This is a genomic window from Rufibacter aurantiacus, from assembly GCF_017916345.1.
Taxonomy (GTDB): Bacteria; Bacteroidota; Bacteroidia; order Cytophagales; family Hymenobacteraceae; genus Nibribacter; species Nibribacter roseolus.
Genome location: NZ_JAFMSV010000002.1, coordinates 318,045 through 335,742, shown reverse-complemented (window position 1 = coordinate 335,742; position 17,698 = coordinate 318,045). Strand labels below are relative to the sequence as shown.

General features: G+C 52.4%; 17 protein-coding genes. 7 read left to right on the top strand and 10 right to left on the bottom strand.

The genetic code is table 11. From position 1 onward, the window contains the following. Nucleotides 1–138 precede the first annotated feature (138 nt). The 4 genes from hslU to J3P34_RS06805 all read left to right on the top strand — a co-directional run bounded on the left by hslU (nt 139) and on the right by J3P34_RS06805 (nt 4,308). Nucleotides 139–1,542, top strand: a complete 1,404-nt coding sequence (gene hslU, locus J3P34_RS06820) for an ATP-dependent protease ATPase subunit HslU (RefSeq protein WP_210487354.1) — start codon at nt 139–141, stop codon at nt 1,540–1,542. A gap of 247 nt (nt 1,543–1,789) precedes the next feature. Continuing rightward, nucleotides 1,790–2,518 (top strand): hypothetical protein, encoded by a 729-nt coding sequence (locus J3P34_RS06815; RefSeq protein WP_210487352.1) that lies wholly within the window; start codon nt 1,790–1,792, stop codon nt 2,516–2,518. A gap of 157 nt (nt 2,519–2,675) precedes the next feature. Further along, the gene (locus J3P34_RS06810) at nt 2,676–3,404 is read left to right on the top strand and encodes an SDR family NAD(P)-dependent oxidoreductase (protein WP_210487350.1); all 729 of its coding nucleotides are present in this window, start codon (nt 2,676–2,678) and stop codon (nt 3,402–3,404) included. Nucleotides 3,405–3,516: 112 nt separating this feature from the next. Continuing rightward, nucleotides 3,517–4,308, top strand: a complete 792-nt coding sequence (locus J3P34_RS06805) for a S1/P1 nuclease (RefSeq protein WP_210487348.1) — start codon at nt 3,517–3,519, stop codon at nt 4,306–4,308. Nucleotides 4,309–4,405: 97 nt separating this feature from the next. On the opposite strand, the gene J3P34_RS06800 is transcribed toward J3P34_RS06805, so the two are convergent. Next, a complete protein-coding gene (locus J3P34_RS06800; RefSeq protein WP_210487346.1) occupies nt 4,406–5,512 on the bottom strand; it encodes a hypothetical protein in 1,107 nt (368 codons plus the stop codon). Between the two features lie 270 nt (nt 5,513–5,782). On the opposite strand from J3P34_RS06800, the gene J3P34_RS06795 reads away from it, so the two are divergent. Continuing rightward, entirely contained in the window at nt 5,783–6,262 is a 480-nt protein-coding gene (locus J3P34_RS06795) for a hypothetical protein (RefSeq protein WP_210487344.1), read from the top strand. Between the two features lie 144 nt (nt 6,263–6,406). Beyond that, nucleotides 6,407–6,748 (top strand): hypothetical protein, encoded by a 342-nt coding sequence (locus J3P34_RS06790; protein ID WP_210487343.1) that lies wholly within the window; start codon nt 6,407–6,409, stop codon nt 6,746–6,748. Between the two features lie 197 nt (nt 6,749–6,945). Here the strand turns inward: J3P34_RS06790 and prfB are convergent. Beyond that, a protein-coding gene (gene prfB / locus J3P34_RS06785) for a peptide chain release factor 2 (protein ID WP_210487342.1) occupies nt 6,946–8,023 on the bottom strand; the annotation gives its coding sequence in 2 pieces (ribosomal slippage) (nt 6,946–7,962 and nt 7,964–8,023; 1,077 coding nt in all). A 331-nt stretch (nt 8,024–8,354) separates the two neighbouring features. On the opposite strand from prfB, the gene J3P34_RS06780 reads away from it, so the two are divergent. Beyond that, nucleotides 8,355–9,110, top strand: a complete 756-nt coding sequence (locus tag J3P34_RS06780) for a hypothetical protein (RefSeq protein WP_210487341.1) — start codon at nt 8,355–8,357, stop codon at nt 9,108–9,110. A gap of 119 nt (nt 9,111–9,229) precedes the next feature. Here the strand turns inward: J3P34_RS06780 and J3P34_RS06775 are convergent, their stop codons facing one another. The 8 genes from J3P34_RS06775 to bshA form a co-directional block, all read right to left on the bottom strand. Further along, a complete protein-coding gene (locus J3P34_RS06775) occupies nt 9,230–10,300 on the bottom strand; it encodes a branched-chain amino acid aminotransferase (protein WP_210487340.1) in 1,071 nt (356 codons plus the stop codon). A 59-nt stretch (nt 10,301–10,359) separates the two neighbouring features. After that, nucleotides 10,360–10,911 (bottom strand): cob(I)yrinic acid a,c-diamide adenosyltransferase, encoded by a 552-nt coding sequence (locus J3P34_RS06770; RefSeq protein WP_210487339.1) that lies wholly within the window; start codon nt 10,909–10,911, stop codon nt 10,360–10,362. Then, nucleotides 10,908–11,642 (bottom strand): ABC transporter ATP-binding protein, encoded by a 735-nt coding sequence (locus J3P34_RS06765; protein WP_246853583.1) that lies wholly within the window; start codon nt 11,640–11,642, stop codon nt 10,908–10,910. Before J3P34_RS06765 ends, J3P34_RS06770 begins: the two co-directional genes overlap by 4 nt. Before the next feature lie 10 nt (nt 11,643–11,652). Further along, complete coding sequence (locus J3P34_RS06760) at nt 11,653–14,703, bottom strand: tetratricopeptide repeat protein (RefSeq protein WP_210487338.1); 3,051 nt, start codon at nt 14,701–14,703, stop codon at nt 11,653–11,655. A 6-nt stretch (nt 14,704–14,709) separates the two neighbouring features. Beyond that, on the bottom strand, nt 14,710–14,997 hold the full coding sequence (gene gatC / locus J3P34_RS06755; RefSeq protein ID WP_210463816.1) for an Asp-tRNA(Asn)/Glu-tRNA(Gln) amidotransferase subunit GatC: 288 nt from the start codon (nt 14,995–14,997) through the stop codon (nt 14,710–14,712). Continuing rightward, nucleotides 14,945–15,739: a lysophospholipid acyltransferase family protein gene (locus J3P34_RS06750; RefSeq protein ID WP_210487336.1), complete on the bottom strand. Its 795-nt coding sequence runs from the start codon at nt 15,737–15,739 to the stop codon at nt 14,945–14,947. Before J3P34_RS06750 ends, gatC begins: the two co-directional genes overlap by 53 nt. Before the next feature lie 135 nt (nt 15,740–15,874). Next, nucleotides 15,875–16,453, bottom strand: coding sequence for an NUDIX domain-containing protein (locus J3P34_RS06745; protein WP_210487334.1), 579 nt, complete (start codon nt 16,451–16,453; stop codon nt 15,875–15,877). Between the two features lie 107 nt (nt 16,454–16,560). Further along, nucleotides 16,561–17,697 carry an N-acetyl-alpha-D-glucosaminyl L-malate synthase BshA gene (gene bshA / locus J3P34_RS06740; protein WP_210487332.1) on the bottom strand — a complete coding sequence of 379 codons (1,137 nt, stop codon included), beginning with the start codon at nt 17,695–17,697 and terminating at the stop codon, nt 16,561–16,563. Nucleotide 17,698: the final 1 nt, after the last annotated feature.

Genomic DNA, 17,698 nt, shown 5'->3' with positions numbered 1-17,698 from the left:
AAGGCAGAAAAGCGCCAGACAAGAGAAGATTTGATAAATAAACCGGTGTTTCACCGTTTTAAAGAAAAATAATTCAGTTTAAAGGAGGAGCAGCTTAGATTCAGTCAAGCACTCATTCACTCAATCACTCATTAGAAAATGTTAGACTCAACCAAGTATTTAACTCCCAGCCAGATTGTAGCCGAGTTGGATAAATATATCATTGGGCAGCATGATGCCAAACGCAATGTGGCCATTGCCCTGCGCAACCGGTGGCGCCGCATGCACGCAGATTCCGAGATGCAGAAAGAGATCGTGCCCAACAACATCCTCATGATCGGGGCCACGGGGGTGGGCAAGACTGAGATCGCGCGCCGTCTGGCCAGCATCGCGGATGCGCCTTTCACCAAAGTGGAGGCCTCTAAGTTCACTGAGGTGGGCTACGTGGGCCGTGATGTGGAAAGCATGGTACGCGACCTGGTAGAGCAGGCCGTGAACATGGTGAAGACCCGCAAAAAGGAAGACGTGAAACAGCAGGCTGCCCTGGTGGTGGAGGAAGTCATTCTGGATGCCTTGATTCCGCCCATCAACCAGCCGGGCGCGCGTGACATGGTGGGCTTTGGCGGCCACAACCATTCTTCTGATATGCCGGACAGTGATCAGGAACTGAACGAGCGCACCCGCGAGCGTTTCCGCGAGAAAATCCGGAACGGTGAACTGGAAGACCGCAAGATCGAGATTAAGATTTCGCAGCACCCATCCTCTGGGGTGGGCGTAGTGGGCCCGGGCATGGACGAGATGTCGATGATGAACATCCAAGAGATGATCGGCAACATGATGCCTAAGAAGACGAAGAAGCGGAAAGTGACCATCGCCGAGGCCCGCAAGCTGCTCTTGGAGGAAGAAGCGGCCAAGCTCATTGACATGGACGAGGTGAAGGAAGAAGCCATCTATAAAGCCGAGAACGCTGGTATCATCTTCATTGACGAGATTGACAAGGTGGCCAGCGCCAGCGGCAAAGGCGGCAGCGGTCCGGATGTGAGCCGCGAGGGTGTGCAGCGCGACCTGCTCCCCATTGTGGAAGGCAGCACCGTGAACACCAAGTACGGCGTCATCAAAACCGACCACATCCTATTCATCGCGGCCGGCGCGTTTCACGTGGCCAAACCCTCAGATCTGATTCCTGAGTTGCAGGGACGTTTCCCCATCAGGGTAGAGCTGCAGAGCCTGAGCAAAGACGATTTCTACCAGATTCTGAAGTACCCTAAAAACGCGCTCACCAAGCAGTATGAAGAACTTCTGCGCGCCGAAGGCGTGGAACTTTCCTTCACGGACGAATCCCTCCACAAGCTCGCGGAAATCTCCTTTGAGGTGAACGCCGAAGTAGAGAACATAGGAGCCCGCCGCCTGCAGACCGTCATGAGTCGCCTCTTGAACGATATCCTGTTTGACGTACCGGACACCATTCCGCCCAACGCGCACCTCATGATCACGCCGGACCTGGTAGAGGAACGCCTCCGCGACATGGTCAAAAACCGCGACCTGAGCCAGTATATTTTGTAATTAGGAATTAGGAATTAGTTTCTCCCTGAACCAACCTCCCTTTGTCATCCTGAAAGGATCTTGTGAGCGTACTAGAAAGGCATTACGTAAGAATTACTGCCCTTCTCACCATAGTCTTTCCTGGATGACTAAAACAAAAGAGCCGTTACTTTCTGTAGCGGCTCTTTTGTTTTAGATATGTTTTATGGAAAAGAGGGCAGAAACAGCATCATGGCTCTAGATAGGCAACACTATAAACATCGGCTGTATGGACCTTATTTTCAAACTGGAGATGCACTTAGTCCCAATGATGGCATTCTTACTCGTTCTTTCAGCTTGCCAGCATGAAGGCCCTCAAATGCTCCCAGTTGGGAATACGAGTGTGCTTTTTATCAACGCCAAGGATAGCCGTGATACGTCAAAATTTGTGGCTATACCTGCTGTCACCTTGCTAAAAGACACAGATACCTTGAAAACTGTTTCTCCAGAATTTCCTTCAACAGATCTTTGGCTTGGCAGATATGAGCGGGGAAGCTATAAATTGACTTACCGAAATATCTTTGGGCAGACTGTAAGCCAAAGCATTAAAGCCACGGGTGCGGCCATTGACACCATAGTTCTCTATGTAGATAAGGCAGATTTCCTTGGAGAAGCTTCCTGCCTTATAGTTGACCGACTTGGAGATGGGGAGTGCTTTACCATAAAATATTCCTCAATAGGATGCTTCCATTTAAGAGATGATTCGCTTACGTTTTCAAAAAAAGAGGGGAAACTGATTGCACGATATAAGACAAGGGAGTTATATCTGTCAAAGAAGCAGATTGAGGCAGTAAGAGAATTTGAGAAGCAAACCAAACTGATAGGAGGGGCGGGTTGTACAACCGTGGATTCTTATCAAATCTCCTATAAGAAGGAGATCAGTGAGTTTAGAGACGGGAGTTGTAAATGGCATGGGTTTAGGTTCCTGAAGAAAGAGCTGTTGGGAAATGACACCTGACCAGTATCCACTAGGCCTCTAACAACTTGGAAACTTTTTGTGAGTAGGGTGCACCTACCTTAAAGCTGGCTTTTTTTAATGGCTTTTGCGTATGCAGAAGAATTAGTGCCCTTACTGCCTATTCCTAATTCTTAATTCTAAATTCCAAATTAAAAATATGAACCACTACATCATCACCGGAGCCAGTCGCGGGTTGGGGAGAGCCCTCGCCGAGGCCTTGTTAGAAGACGAGAACAATTGCGTGGTGGGCGTTTCCCGCAACAGCACCATCAACCATCCCCGCTATCGGCACCAGCCGCTGGACTTTTCTGACATCGCCGGGGTGGAGCACAACCTGCACAAGATATTCTCGCCGTTTGACAATGCCCAGAAACTGGTGCTGGTGAATAATGCCGGGGTGATAGGGGAGATAGGCTATATAGGGCAGAGCCAGAACGAGCATTTTGAGTATGTCTTTGACGTGAACGTGATTGTGCCCGCCATGCTCATGAACATGTTCCTGCAAAGCTACCAGCACCGCCAGAACATAGATAAAATGGTGGTGAACATCAGCTCCGGGGCCGGGCAGCGGCCCATAGACGGTTGGGCTGCTTACTGTGCCTCTAAAGCTGCTTTGGACATGCTCTCCAAAACGGCGCAACTGGAGCAGGAGCAACTGGGCACAGGGGTGCGGGTCTTCTCCTTGTCCCCGGGGCTCATAGACACCGATATGCAGGAACAGATCAGGGACGCGGATACGGACCAGTTCAGCAGTGTACAGCAGTTCAGGGACTATAAGGAAACCGGAGCCCTGGTCTCGGCGGAGGTGGTGGCCCGCAAAATTATTCGGTTGATGGAAGAGCCAAGTCTGGCCCAAAACGTGGTGTGCTCAGTACGAGATTTCTAAGGGTGTTTTGGAGGGCCTTTTCCCAAATCGGCCGAGAAACGGAGAAGGGAGTGGGGCAGCCCGATTTTTTGCCCTACTTTTGCGATTCCGTTTTCAAACCATCAACCTTAGTATGAGCGTTTTCAAAAAACTGATTGTATTCTGCCTCTTTCTGTACCTGCCATTCCAGTCGATGGGATGGGGCATGATCGGGCACCGTATTGTGGGCGAGATCGCCGATCGCCACATCTCTTCCAAGGCCAAAAAGAACATCAGGAAAATACTGGGTAACGAGTCCCTGGCCATGGCCAGCAACTGGCCCGATTTCATCAAGTCAGACCCCAACTTCAACTACCTGGACACCTGGCACTACGTGAACCTGAAAGAAGGCCTGAGTTTCCAAGACGTAGAGAAGCATCTGCACGCAGATACCGCCACCGATGCCTACACCCGCCTGAATTACCTCATCTCTGAATTGAAGAAGAAAGACCTGGCCCAGGACAAAAAACAGATGAACCTGCGCCTGCTCATTCATATCATCGGCGATGTGCACCAACCCATGCACGTGGGCCGTCCGGAGGATCTGGGCGGTAACCGGGTACGCCTGGAGTGGTTTAACCAGCCCACCAACCTGCACCGCGTCTGGGATTCCCAGTTAATTGAATACCAGCAGCTGAGTTACACCGAGTACGCCACGGCCATCAACTTCGCCTCCACAAACCAGGTGAAGACCTGGCAGAAGCAGTTGGCCCCGGCCTGGTTTTTTGAGTCTTACCAGATTGCCCAGCAGCTGTACAAAGGCATCACCAAGCCCGAGGAGAAGCTGAGCTACCGCTACAATTTTGACCACGTAGACACCCTCAACCAGCAGCTCCTGAAAGGCGGCGTGCGCCTAGCCGGTGTCCTGAACGAGATCTTCGGGTAAGTAAGTCTGGGCTTTTAAAGCCTGGTTTTCTAAAAACAGCCATAAAAGAGGCGGATGCTCCAGGTAGAGTATCCGCCTTTTTCTTTTACCGGGCCGGTTACATCTTAATCTTTAGTTCGCGCAGTTCCTGGTCTATTTTCTGGTTCCATTTTTCCTGGACCGCCCGGTTAAGTCCGTGGTTTGTTTCGCCGTCGTACGCCTTCTGCAGGCGGTCCATTTCCCAGAGCGCCTCCAGGTACTGGTATCTGATAATGCTCTCATAGTCTTCCAGGTTGAGTTTCTCGGGCCGAAGCCGTTGTTTGTAGTGCTCCGTAACCAGTTTGAGGAGGTCAAAGTGGCGCTGCTCGTGGTTGAGGGTGTACTCGTTCCGGGCATCGGGCAAGACCTTGGAGAGGCTGCGCAGAATGTATGGTTTGGTGTTCACTTTGATGTGGATCACGCCATTCTCCACCGTAGACTGGATGTCGTTGGAAAGGCCGGGGAACACGGAGGCCGCGAAGTTCTGCGACAACCTGGACCCACCCTGGAAATCGCTCCACCGCAGTGGACGGTTGGGGTCATAGAACAAAGTGTCATCGTCCAGGTGCACCCGGTGGTCCTCAAAAGTGACCTTTATCTCCCGGGCCAGTTTCTCGTTGTGGGCGGCTTCCTTGTCAATCCAACCGGTAAGATAGCGCAGGGACTCAGACAGGGTTTTCCGGAGGGTAGGCTCCACCACGCTGAGGCTGTTCACCGGACGCGCGTAGCGGGCACCGCTCTTGTAGTTGAAGAGATGCAGGCGCTTGCCCTCGCGCTGTACCTCAAACGCCGCCGAAATCTGAATCTGACCTTCGGCCCTTCCGCCGGCCATAGGTTTCTCCACCACCTGGTATTCTTTCAGGCGCATAATGATAGGCCGGGCCTTGGGGTTGTGGCCGAAGCTCTCCTTTATGTATTTCTTGATGGCCATAACGCTGCCTCCCTGGAAATCCACGGGTTGCGGTACCCCGGTAGGCGTAACCGCAGAAACCAGCATGGCAACCGCCTTCGGGTTCGGGCGCTCATCCACCACCTCGGCCACGTAGAACTCCTTCGTCTGGAAAGGCAGTTGCTCAGATTTAAGCACCAGTGGTTCCTGCTTCTTTACCGGCTGACCGGCTCCACCCATCGCCAGCAGCAAGGGCAGCACCAGAACCATGGCCAGAATAGAAGCCCGATGCCGCATAGATAATATATGTATCCCTCGCTTACAAAGGGAAGCAAAATATGACAAGTTCATTACTAAAGCTTTGAAGGTCTGCTCCTTGAAAAGATAGGAGGCTCTGCTTGGTTAACATGGTGTTAAACCGATGGGTTCAATGCCATTACCGCTTCCTTTTTCGTTTATAAGAAGAGTAGAAGTGCAAACAAATGTCTTTCGTTTTAAGACCGAATTTTAAAAAAGAGGCTAGAAAGGACTTCCCAGATAAGTGCCAGACCAGGAGAGATTTTAAACTTGACAGCCTCGCCCCAAAACGATATCTTAACCAGTGAAAGTGTAGTTGGCTGGATTTTGATGAATGACGATTACTTGAAAGGAGTATCTGATATGGAAAAGAGAATCTTAGCGGTGTTAGTGTTGCTTTCAGCGGCTGGTACCACCTTTGCCCAGACACCTGCTGACAGCATTAAAACAGAAGAAAAGCTTGAGCTGAGGCCCGGCTTAAAGTTCAAGCACAAACCAGGAGACTCAACCTTCAGGTTTAAGCTTCCGGGGCAGAATGCACCAGAAATCCTGAGGGAATTTGGGGAGATAAGGGAAGAGGAGACGCCTTTCTACAGCAACATGCCCATGGCAAAATACCCCAATAAACGTAAAGACATTCCCAACCATAAGGTAGATGAATCCGCGACTAAGTACCACTTGCTTAAGAAGCGCTACAAGGTGCTACCCTTGCCCACAGAGCCAGAAGCTCCTGCCAGGGGAAGTGAGTAAGTCGCCTCTGTTGAGAAGTTGCTTGGTGAAAGGAGATTGAAAAAGGCAACACATTGGGCTCTTAGCTAAAGTTTGTCTGGTTCGCCCACAAGATCCTTCCAGGTTTACAAAAGAGGAAGTTTGGTGTAATCTGTAATTGGAAAAATGTTCAAGAAGCTATTTAGAAAGAAACAGAGAAGGCTTACCAAAACTGAATATTACAAAAAGTGGGACCTGTTTGGTCTACTAGAAGACCTCCATGCGGCTGAAGAATTGCTCGCGACAAAGATTAGTGGATGTTCGGGTAGTGTTGACTCTGTTGTGAAATTTAGAGAAGCTTTGATAGATGAAATAGATTGGTTAGAGTTCAATAATAAAACGGATTTAACCCAAATATTCGAATGGTTTTTACCAAACGGGGTATGGGATGATTTTGCAGGGCCAGAAGGACTGGAGCTCGGTAACAGAATATCGGAAAGATCAACAAGGTGGAAGCAGGGACAATAAAAAGCTTATTAACTTTTCCAGACAATATGAAAGTCCTAGAGTCAGTTGCCGGACTACCTTTGAATAGCATTGAGGGGTTGAAAAGGTCTGGGTAAAGTATAAATCTCATAATGTATAGTTCTCATAAATCAGCCCTAAAACGAGAGCGCCTTTCTGCTGTCATGCGGAAAGGCGCTCTCGTTTTATAAAGGCAGGTATTACGCCTGCATCAGGAAAGCTTTGATGTACTCGTCCAGGTCACCATCCAGCACGTTCTGCACATCGGTGCGTTCCACGCCGGTTCTGATGTCTTTGATGAGTTTGTACGGGTGCAGCACGTAGTTCCGGATCTGCGAACCGAAGTCAATGCGCTTTTTGGTGCTTTCCACCTTGTCGCGTTCCTCGTTGCGCTTGTTGATCTCAATCTGGTAGAGCTGCGATTTCAGCATCCGGATGGCGTGTTCCTTGTTCATGAGCTGCGAGCGCTCAATCTGCACCGCAATGGTGATGCCGGTAGGTTTGTGCCGAAGCCGCACCGCCGTCTCCACCTTGTTCACGTTCTGGCCACCAGCGCCACCGGCCCGGTAAGTATCCCACTCAATATCGCCGGGGTTCACGTTGATCTCAATGGTGTCATCCACCACCGGGTACACAAACACCGAGGCAAAGGACGTGTGCCGCCGTCCGCCGGAGTCAAACGGGGAAATGCGCACCAGGCGGTGCACGCCAATCTCGGCTTTCAGGTACCCGTAGGCAAAATCACCGTCAAACTGGAGTGTGGCCGATTTGATACCTGCACCCTCGCCCGGTTGGAAATCGACTTGCTTCACGGAGTAGCCTTTGCGCTCGCCCCACATGAGATACATGCGGTACAGCATCTCGGCCCAGTCTTGGCTTTCGGTACCGCCGGCACCTGAGTTCACTTCTAGCACCGCGCCCAACTGGTCTTCCTCGTTGCTGAGCATGCGCTTGAACTCCAGTCCTTCCACGGTTCCCTCCGCGGCCTTGAATTCGGCGTTAATGTCCTCTTCTGAGACATCACCTTCTTTATAGAAATCAAAGAGTACCTCTACGTCCTCCACCGCCTTGGACGTGTTCTCAAAGTCATCGGTCCAGGTCTTCAGGGTCTTGGCCTCTTTCAGAACGGTTTCGGCTTTTTTGGGATCGTCCCAGAAATCGGGGGCGGCAGATTGGGCCTCAATGGCAGTTACTTGTTCTTTCTTGGCATCGTAGTCAAAGATACCTCCTCAACGCCTCTACGCGGCCTTTCAATTCTTTTACTTGTTCTTGGGTCATAACAGAAGTGTGCTAATTGTAAACAGGGGAATTAGCCGTTTTTGCAAAGATAATAGTTATAAGCAAAGAAGCCGGAAAAGGTTATGAAACGCCATATTGGGGCCAGATAGTTTAACAGCTATTCCAGAAAAACAGCCTCAAAACAGCGGGTAATAGATTGTTCCAACCCATAGGAATGAAGTCACCTGAAAATCTGCTGCTTTGGAGCCCTTTTATAACTTATAAGGCGGCCTGTAATATTGAGGAGTCAGAGACTACTAATAGTCCAACCTATAAACGCAGAACCTGCTTAACTTTTGCCACACTTACATTCCAGAAAAATCTTAAAAACATGAGTAAACTCTACCAAGCTCTTTCCTTTTCAAGGTTTAACCAAAACGTTAGCAGATTCACTTTCCTGGCCTTGCTGTTGATTTTGCAGGCTTGCAACTATGCCAAGTCTAACCAGCAGGTGGTTACCTCAGATGATTGCGGCATGAACTGGAAGAAAATCCAGGCCGGAGACGCCGTTCCTAAAGGAATGGGCAATCCCTGCTTTATGAAGGTGGTGATCCCTAATTTCCCTATGCAAGGCGATAGCCGGTTTATCTCCAACCTGAAAGATAGGGTAAGGGCCTCCATCCATATTGACTACGACTATTCCATTACAGAGCCCCTGGCTTTCATCAAACAAGCCAAGTTTCTGGGGAAAGCCAATGCCCATGCCGATAGTGGGGAAGCGTTGGATCCGGCATCCTTTGAGGGTGCCGAGAATATGGTCATTGATAAAAGGATCAGAGATGTGAGCAAGGGTCTCTTCCTGAAGGAGGATATTGTGGAACTGGATCAGGCTGAGTTGGAAAGCCAGTTGCTGGTGGAGTCAAACAAAGTGCTGGAGCCATTGGGCGTGCACCTGAACTTCATTACCCTGACCTTTGATTTGGACGAACAGACCCGCCAAGCCATTGACATTTCCACTGCCATGAAAATCTATGAGAGCAAAGGACTGACGGATGTGGGCAAGGAGGTGATTGTGTCTCGGGCTGGGGCCACTAAAGTTACCGTTGAAAACAAACTGACCCCGCAACCTGCGGCCCAGGAAGAGTAAAAAAGGACTTTGCCTTCACCTGCAAGCTTCCTTGAAACCCTCTAAAACAGAGAAGCCGATTTTGTGCTTTTTTACCAAAAACAGCACAAAATCGGCTTTTTACTTTGAAACAATTTAGGTTACACCACGGGCACTACCCATCCATGCGGATCAGGCGCCAAGCCGTAGCGGATGTTGTCTAACTCGGTAGAAATCTTGTTGGACAGTGTACGATTGGCTACTGGTGGTAACACCATTTCCTCACCTCTGAAAGTGATGGACTTGATGTGCGCGATGGTGGCAGCCGTACCAGTCCCGAAGGCGTCTTCCAGTTTGCCGGCCTGGTAGGCGTCTACGATCTCCTGTACTTTGATGCGTCTTTCTTCTACTTCAACACCCCAGTCGCGGGCCAGTTGCAGCACGCTGTTGCGGGTGATACCGGCCAGGATAGAGGTGCTCAGGGCAGGGGTGACCAGTTTGCCGTCAATCACGAACATTACGTTCATGGTGCCGGATTCCTCAATGTAGTTGTGCTCGCGGCCATCGGTCCAGATGATCTGGTGGTAGCCTTCTTCGTGGGCCAGTTTGGCTGGCAGGAGAGAGCCGCCATAGTTACCGGCTGCCTTGGCAAACCCGAAACCGCCTTCCACGGCGCGGGTGTAATGCTCTTCAATTTTCACGCGCACTGGCTCAGCGTAGTAGCCGCTGGCAGGGCTGCAGAAAATCATGAACTTGTATTCTGTAGCGGGGCGCACACCCAACAGACCTTCTGACCCAAACATGAACGGACGGATGTACAGTGAGTAACCAGGGCGCTGCGGAACCCAATCCGCATCCAGGGCCACGAGTTGTTTCAGGCCATCCATGAAAATATCCTCCGGAATCTCCGGCATGCACAAGCGTATTGCCGATTTGTTCATCCGGGCCCAGTTATCTAACGGGCGAAACAGTACCACTTTGCCTTCCTGGGTTTTATAGGCCTTCATCCCTTCAAACATGGCCTGACCGTAGTGCAGGGCAGCCGTGGCCGGACTCAGTTCAATAGGGCCGTACGGCAGGATGCGCGGTTGTTGCCAGGCGCCGTCTTTGTAGTCTACCTCCAGCATATGGTCCGCGAAAACTTTCCCGAACTGCAGGTTTTCCAGGTCAAGATCGGCTAATTGGCTTGCCGAGGTAACCGTGGTATGGATAGAAATGGATTCTGTTTGCATAGGTTAGATGTATAGGTAATAAGTATACGCAATTCTGGTGATTCTGAATAAAAAAAGCCTCACATCCGAGGCTTCCAGGTGATTTCTTCTACGCCAAGCTCCAGGGCCATGGCACGGCTCAAAACAAAGAGAAAGTCAGAGAGCCGGTTAAGGTACTGCACTACCAGGTCATCTACGTGGGATTCTTCCTGTAGGGCAATGACCAGCCGCTCGGCGCGCCGGCAAACGGTGCGGGCTACGTGGCAGAAAGAGACCGCCTGGTGGCCTCCGGGCAGAATGAAGTTACGCAGGGGCGGCAACTGTTCGTCCAGCAAATCCATCTGTTCTTCCAGAAACTGGATATCCGTGAGGTGTAGGTCCGGGGTCTGCACCTTGCCTTCCTTCACGGGGTCGGTGGCCAAGGTAGACCCGATGGTAAACAGTCGGTCCTGGATCTCGGAGAAGATTTGCTGGCGCTTCTGGTTCACTTCCTGGTCCCGGACTACGCCCAGAAAAGAGTTCAGTTCGTCTACGGTGCCGTAGGCCTCAATGCGCAGGTGTGATTTCTTTACGCGGGTTCCGCCAATAAGGGAAGTTTCGCCTTTGTCACCGGTTTTGGTGTAGATTTTCATTCAGAGGTATTCAAAGCGGCCGCTTTAAGGGCAGGAACCGTGATGTTGAGGTTCATTTCATCAGACTCAATGAGTCCGTCGCGCAGGCGCACAATGCGGTGGGCGTAATGCGCGATGTCGTCTTCGTGGGTAACCATGATAATGGTGTTGCCCTTGGCATGCAGGGCCTCAAACAAGCCCATGATCTCGTAAGAGGTCTTGGTGTCAAGGTTACCGGTTGGCTCATCGGCCAGGATAATGCTGGGATCGTTCACTAGGGCACGGGCGATGGCCACACGCTGGCGCTGCCCCCCTGAGAGCTCGTTGGGTTTGTGTTTGGCCCGGGAGCCCAGCCCTACGCTGTCTAAGGCCGCCATGGCCCGCTCTTCACGCTCAGATTTCCCAAAACCCGCATAAACCAGCGGCAAAGCCACGTTCTCTAAAGAAGACGAGCGGGGCAGCAGGTTGAACGTCTGGAACACAAACCCGATCTCCTTGTTACGGACAGTAGCCAGTTCGTTATCTGCCATGTTGCTGACATCGTTGCCGTTGAGGATGTACGTGCCTGAAGTGGGAGTGTCCAGGCAGCCCACAATGTTCATGAGCGTGGATTTACCTGAACCCGAAGGCCCCATGAACGCCACATATTCGCCTCTTTTGATCTCGATGGAAATAGACCGCAGGGCATGAATGGTTTCATTCCCCATCTGGTACATCCTGGAGATATTCTCGGTTTTGATGATGGTGCTCATACGGCTTCGCTTATTGCCATTCTTGCTGGAGCGCGTCGCTGGCCTGCAATTGGGGCGCTATTTCTTGTCTAAAAGTAAGGTATTCCTGAGGACTTACCAAAGGTTCCAGTTGCTCCAGACCCTGCAGCGCGTAGTCGCGGAGGCCTTGGTTCAGGGCTACTTTCACGTAGGCTTTCCGCAGCGCCACCGAGGTAGGATTATACCCGATGCCCTCCAGCAGAAGGTCATAGGCCCGCATGGGTTGTTTCTGCTGCACAAAGAAATCGGCGGCAGCCAACTGCCCTGCCTCTGACCACGGGGCCCTTTGGAGTAACCCGTTGAACAGATTAGTCGCGGCCTTGGCGTTATTATTACGCTGGGCCAGCAAGGCCTGGTAATAAAGTCTGTTGCCCGCGTCCTGCGGGGTAAAAAAGAGGCTAGGCAGTTCGGTGCTAAGTTGTTCCCATTTCTGGTTTTTCCACCAAAGCTCGGCCTGCAGGGTGTTGGCTTCTGATTTCAGGCCGTTTTTGGGAAAACTGCCCGGAAAATGGATGCTCAGCAGGTTCTGGGCGGTGTTGAAATTGTTTTCCTGAAGGTATCGCGCCACCAGCGGCAATGCCGCGACGGGGGCCAAAGCCGGCGTAGTGATGCCGTTGGCCACGCTCTCTACCTGGGCCAGGGGTAAGGAAGCCGCTTTCAGTTGAAGGAACCGTACTTTCAAGGAATCCGGGGCGCTGACTGCCTGTTCTGGAGTCAACTGGGTGGCGATAGCGATCTGTGTGGCGGCGGTCCGTTGGGCTACATCCGGAAAAGGGGAGGCGCCTAAGGCTATCTCCGTGGCCTGACCGTAATTTCCTGCCAGCGCATAAGCCACCACGGCGTGCAGGTGGGCATCGCGGTAACCGGCCTGCCGGGCTTTCTGGAAATACTCGGCCGCCAAGGGGTACAGTTTGCCCTGCAGCATCCATTGGCCCAGAATGTCATAGTAGTAGCCCCCTGTGCTGCCGCTGTTCGCCGCCAGGTTCTCCAGGGTGACTTTGGCTAGGGTAGGCTGGGGTTTGGAAACGGTTCCTTGCTTAAGCAGCAACGATTTGATCAAAGTCAAGTCATCCAGGAAAGCCTGGTTTTCTTCCTGCCGCAACAGCGTGTTCAGCCGCGAGAACGTAGCCGTGCTGTCTTTGGCATTACCCGGGAGCAGCTGCCTGTTATAGAAATGGGCGAAGGTCTGGGTAGACAACGCACTATCCTGGGGCAAGGCCGGCAGGTTCTGCGGTTTGGAGCCACCCAAGGCCAGGGAAATAGCCAATCGGTTGGTGAGCAACGGGCCGTAAGTACCGCCAGCGTATTGGTTGGCGAACTCTTTGGCCTGTTGCGGAAACTTATGGCTGGCCAAAAACGCTAACTGGTTCGCCTGGATCACCTCGGGTTCCTGGCTTTGGGCCAGTGCCGCATCTAGATAAAAACCAGCTGAGTCAGCGAAGGCGGTGGTGCCGTAGAGAATTCCCAGGTTATTGAGCAGCGGCGCGTGGTCCGGGAAAGTTTTTACCGCTTCCTGCAGCACCTTGAGATGGTCAAAAAGGTCTGAGGAGGAGGTAAACAGGCTGGCCAGCCGCAGATAGCCTTCCGGGGTAGGTTTTCTTTCCAGGGCTTCCTGCAGGCGGTTCATCTCAAGGGAACGCATGCCGCCTTGGTGGTACATATCGGCTAGGGAAAAGCTGGAGCGTTGGTTGTTGCGGGATTGTACGCTGGCCTCGTTGTAGAATTGCTCCGCCAGCAACGGCGTTTCCTCAGTCTGGCGGTACACATCGCCCAGGTAATTGTAATAACCGGCCTGGTGCTGGAAATAGAGCGCGTAATTGCTGCGCAGCACCATTACCACCAACAGCACGGTTCCCATGAGGTACACGGTGAAGTAAGGCAATTGCCGCGGGTCATACACCACCTTGAAAACGCGAAGCTTCTGCTTGATCAACGGCCCGAAATTCACCAGCACGTAGATAAAGAAGGCAACGCCGTAGGCCAGGTGCGTCACAATGATGGCACTGCGATAGGCATTTACCAGCGGGTCATTGGCCAGCAGGAAAGCGTAGGCAAGATTCAAAAACGTGAGCAGCGCCAACACCAGGTACAGCGGAGCAGCCTCAGTCTCAAACCGGAAAAAGCGGGTGTAATGGAGTTGCCGTTGCTTAAGGCCCCATAATCCCACCAACGCCGAGCAAAGGAAAACCACCAAAGCATCCAATCCGGCGAAATCAAACTGGATCATTCCCGTCTGGCGCAGGTACAACAGCAGCAGGTTACCCAGGTATAGCAAGCTGATGAGCACGAATTGCACCAGCCCGAAGCGGCGCTGGGGTTGCTGCGCCTGCGTGTTGAACCACAGCAGACCGTGCAGGTTCTCATAGGCCACCAGCACCATGAACAGCACCGATGCCACAAAACTGGCCAGGGTACTGTAGTGGACCACGTGCAAAGCGGTCAGCGGAGCCGGCAAAGAAGAGAAACGGAACAGGGCCAGACTCAGCAGCAGGATGACCACGCTAAAGAACAGGAAACGGCCCAGAAAGGACACCCGTGTCCAGAACGCCTGAAACACAAAACTGCCCAGACTCAGAACGGCCAGGGCAATCAATAGCAGGATTCGGCTTGTTTCTGAGAAAACGCCCAGTAAATCAAGGTTGAACGTGGAAAGCCAGAGCATGCCCAGCGTTACGGCGGCGTAATAAGGAATGCGCTTTAGGGTGCTGGCCAGCGTCCAGAAGAAGGTAAGCGCTACAGCCAACCCAGCGAAATAAACCCAGGTGGCCCAGAGCGGAAGCTGCATATCGCCCATGGCGTAGCGCTCCGTCACCAGGTAGGCGTTCACTTCCACGCGCATGGGCGTGAGCAGGGGAGAGGAAGGGTCTAAGTGTGCCTCGGCGGGGAATAGCTCTGCTTGCTTCTCCAGCGGAAACACCAACTGCTGCCCGTTAAAGTAACCATAAATGCCTAAGCCTACCGTGCCCAGCACCAGTACGGCCAGAAGAAAATACAGAATGCGGCGGCCAGGCTCCACCTGGGGCCAGAACGAAAAAAGCTTCATTCAGGCCTACTCCAGTACTTTAGGAACCCTGAAATAATCTGAGTCCTTGCGCGGAGCCAGCTTGAGGGCATCCTCGTGGCGCACGGTGTTCTGAGCCACATCTTCCCGCATCACGTTCAGTTCCTCAGAGATATGGATCAGGGGTTCCACGTTTTTGGTGTCCAGCTGGCGCAGTTGGTCTACCCAGTCCAGGATGTTGTTCAGGTCTTTGAGCATTTCCTGCTCTTTGGTCTCGTCAAACTCAAGCCGGGCTAAGTGCGCCAGCTGGCGTAAGGTCTCTATGTTGGTGCTCATGGTTTTTCTGGTCTAAAGTCTCTTGAATGATGGAGTACGTTTGGTTTTTCAGGAACTCCAGGTTCTGCATGGTCAGCCCCTGGGTAGGGATTGGCCGGTGAATGATCATCTCCAGCGGATGGTACCGGATTATGAGTTTGCCTTTCACATCGGGCAGAAACAGGTGATTGTAAGGCATAGTGATGGGCACAATGGGCACCTGTTTCTCAATGGCCAGCTTGAACGGTCCGTCTTTGAAAGGCAACAGCTTGCGGCCCGATTCCGGCGAAATCTTTCCCTCGGGGAAAATCACGATGCTGCGGCCCGCCTCCAGACTCTGCTTGCTGGCAATGTAGGCCTTGGCGCTGCTGATGGGGCTGTCACGGTCCACCGAGATGTACAGCGCGTCATAGATCTTGCCCCACAACGGCACCTTGGTCAAAGATTTCTTCCCCACGAAGTTCAGGAAACCAGGAATGGCTGCCAAAATCATGGGGATGTCAATGTAGGAGCTGTGGTTGGGCGCGAACACATATTTCTGATTCGGGTCAAGCTGCTCCACGCCTTTCACCGTCACCGGCATCAGGTACATGCGCAGCTGGAACTTAGACCAGAGGCGATTGAGGTGGTGCGCGTGCTTGAGCCGGTTAGGCCTGGCAATCAACACTCGGAACAGGGGATACGAGGTGAGAAATGGTAATACAAACCAGGCGGTGCACCACACGGAGTAAACCTTCTTGCCGATTCCTTTTAACCTGTTCATCTTTCCCAAAATTAGTTAATTAATAAGAAAAGCACCACATGTGCCCGCGGCAAAGCCGATTTTGCCCTGTTTCCAGCAAATCGGCTTCAAAACGGCAAACGCGTTCCGCGATGACTTAGTGCCAATTGAATGAGGTTATTTGGGGCGGCGGGTCAAAAGGATTTTCTCGGCTTTGAGCAGACCGGCAATGCTGATGGCATCGGTGATCTCGCTGTCCATGGCCATGCGCACGGCCTCGTGCAACGGTAACTTCCAGATTTTCAAGTCCTCGGTTTCCTCAAACTCGGTCTCGCCGGCGGTCAGTTCCTCGGCCAGGAAAATGAAGCCTTCCTCATCGGTCACGGAGTTGGAGGTGTGGATTCGGCCGATGTTCGTCCACTCGGCGGCGGTGAAACCAGTCTCTTCCTTCAGCTCCCGCTTTGCGGATTCCAGCGGATCAATCCCAACCGGGCCGCCGCCCATGGGGATCTCCCAGGAGTACTCGTTCACCGTATAGCGGTACTGCCCCACGAGCCAGGTATTTCCCTCGTCATCAATGGGAATGATCCCAATGGCTTTGTTTTTCATGGAAACCACGCCGTAGATGCCCCGTCCCCCCCCCGGGTTGATCACCTGCTCCTCGCGCACGCTGATCCAGGGGTTCTCGTAGATAGGTTTAGAGTCTAAGGTTTTCCAGGGGTTCTCTTCTGAGTGGTGTGGTTTTTCAAAGTGCATGGTGTCTTGCGTTTAGGGCCGGGGTGTAACCGTCGTTTAGGGGCTGTTTTCGCAGAATCAGCCCCTAAACGACATTATGAATATCTTATTTAATTGGGAAAGCTGATTTAAACGTGCGTGCGCACCGCCCCGGCGGCTTGTTGGTAGACTTCCTCATACATAGGCACGATCTTGCTTATCTCAAATTCCTTAGCGCGCGCCAGGGCGTTGGCTTTGAACTTGGGCAGCTGGTCGTCTTGCAGGAGGAAGAGCGTGTTTTTGACCATGTCCTTCACGTCGCCCACGTTGCTCACGAAACCGGTCACGCCGTGCACGTTCAGCTCAGGCAGGCCTCCGGCGTTGGAAGAGATCACGGGCACCTCGCAAGCCATGGCTTCCAAAGCCGCCAACCCGAAACTCTCTTTCTCGGAGGGCATCAGGAAGACATCGGCAATGGAGAGCAATTCTTCCACGGCTTCCAGTTTGCCCAGGAAACGCACATCGGCGCAGATGCCCAGTTTGCGGCAGAGATTCTCCATTTTAGGACGCTCCGGACCATCGCCCACCAGAAGCAGCTTGGACGGAATCTGCTCGCGCACCTTAGAGAAAATCTTGATGATGTCGCCAATACGCTTCACGCCCCTAAAGTTGGAAGTATGCACCAGCAGTTTCTCGCCGAACGGTGCGATGGCTGATTTGAAGTGGTCTTTGCGCTGCTTCTGGAATCGCTCCAGGTTGATGAAGTTGGGGATGACCACGATCTCCTTGTCAATGGGGAAGTACTCGTAGGTCTCGCGCTTCAGGTCCTCGGAAACGGAGGTCACCGCGTCTGACTGGTTGATACTGAAGGTCACCACCGGCTCGTAGGAGGCGTCTTTGCCCACCAAGGTGATATCAGTGCCGTGCAGGGTGGTAATGACCGGAATGTCTATGTTCTTGGTCTTGAGGATCTGCTTGGCCATGTACGCCGCCGAGGCGTGCGGAATAGCGTAGTGCACGTGCAGCACATCCAGTTTCTCATATTGCACAATGTCTACCATCTTGCTGGCCAGGGCCAGTTCATACGGCGGATACTGGAACAGCGGGTAATTGGGGATATTTACTTCGTGGTAAAACAGGTTCTCGTTGAAGTGGTCCAGGCGGGCGGGCTGGCTGTAGGTGATAAAATGCACCTTATGCCCTTTCTGCGCCAAGGCTTTACCCAACTCTGTGGCCACCACTCCGCTACCGCCAAAAGTAGGGTAGCATACAATTCCAATCTTCATG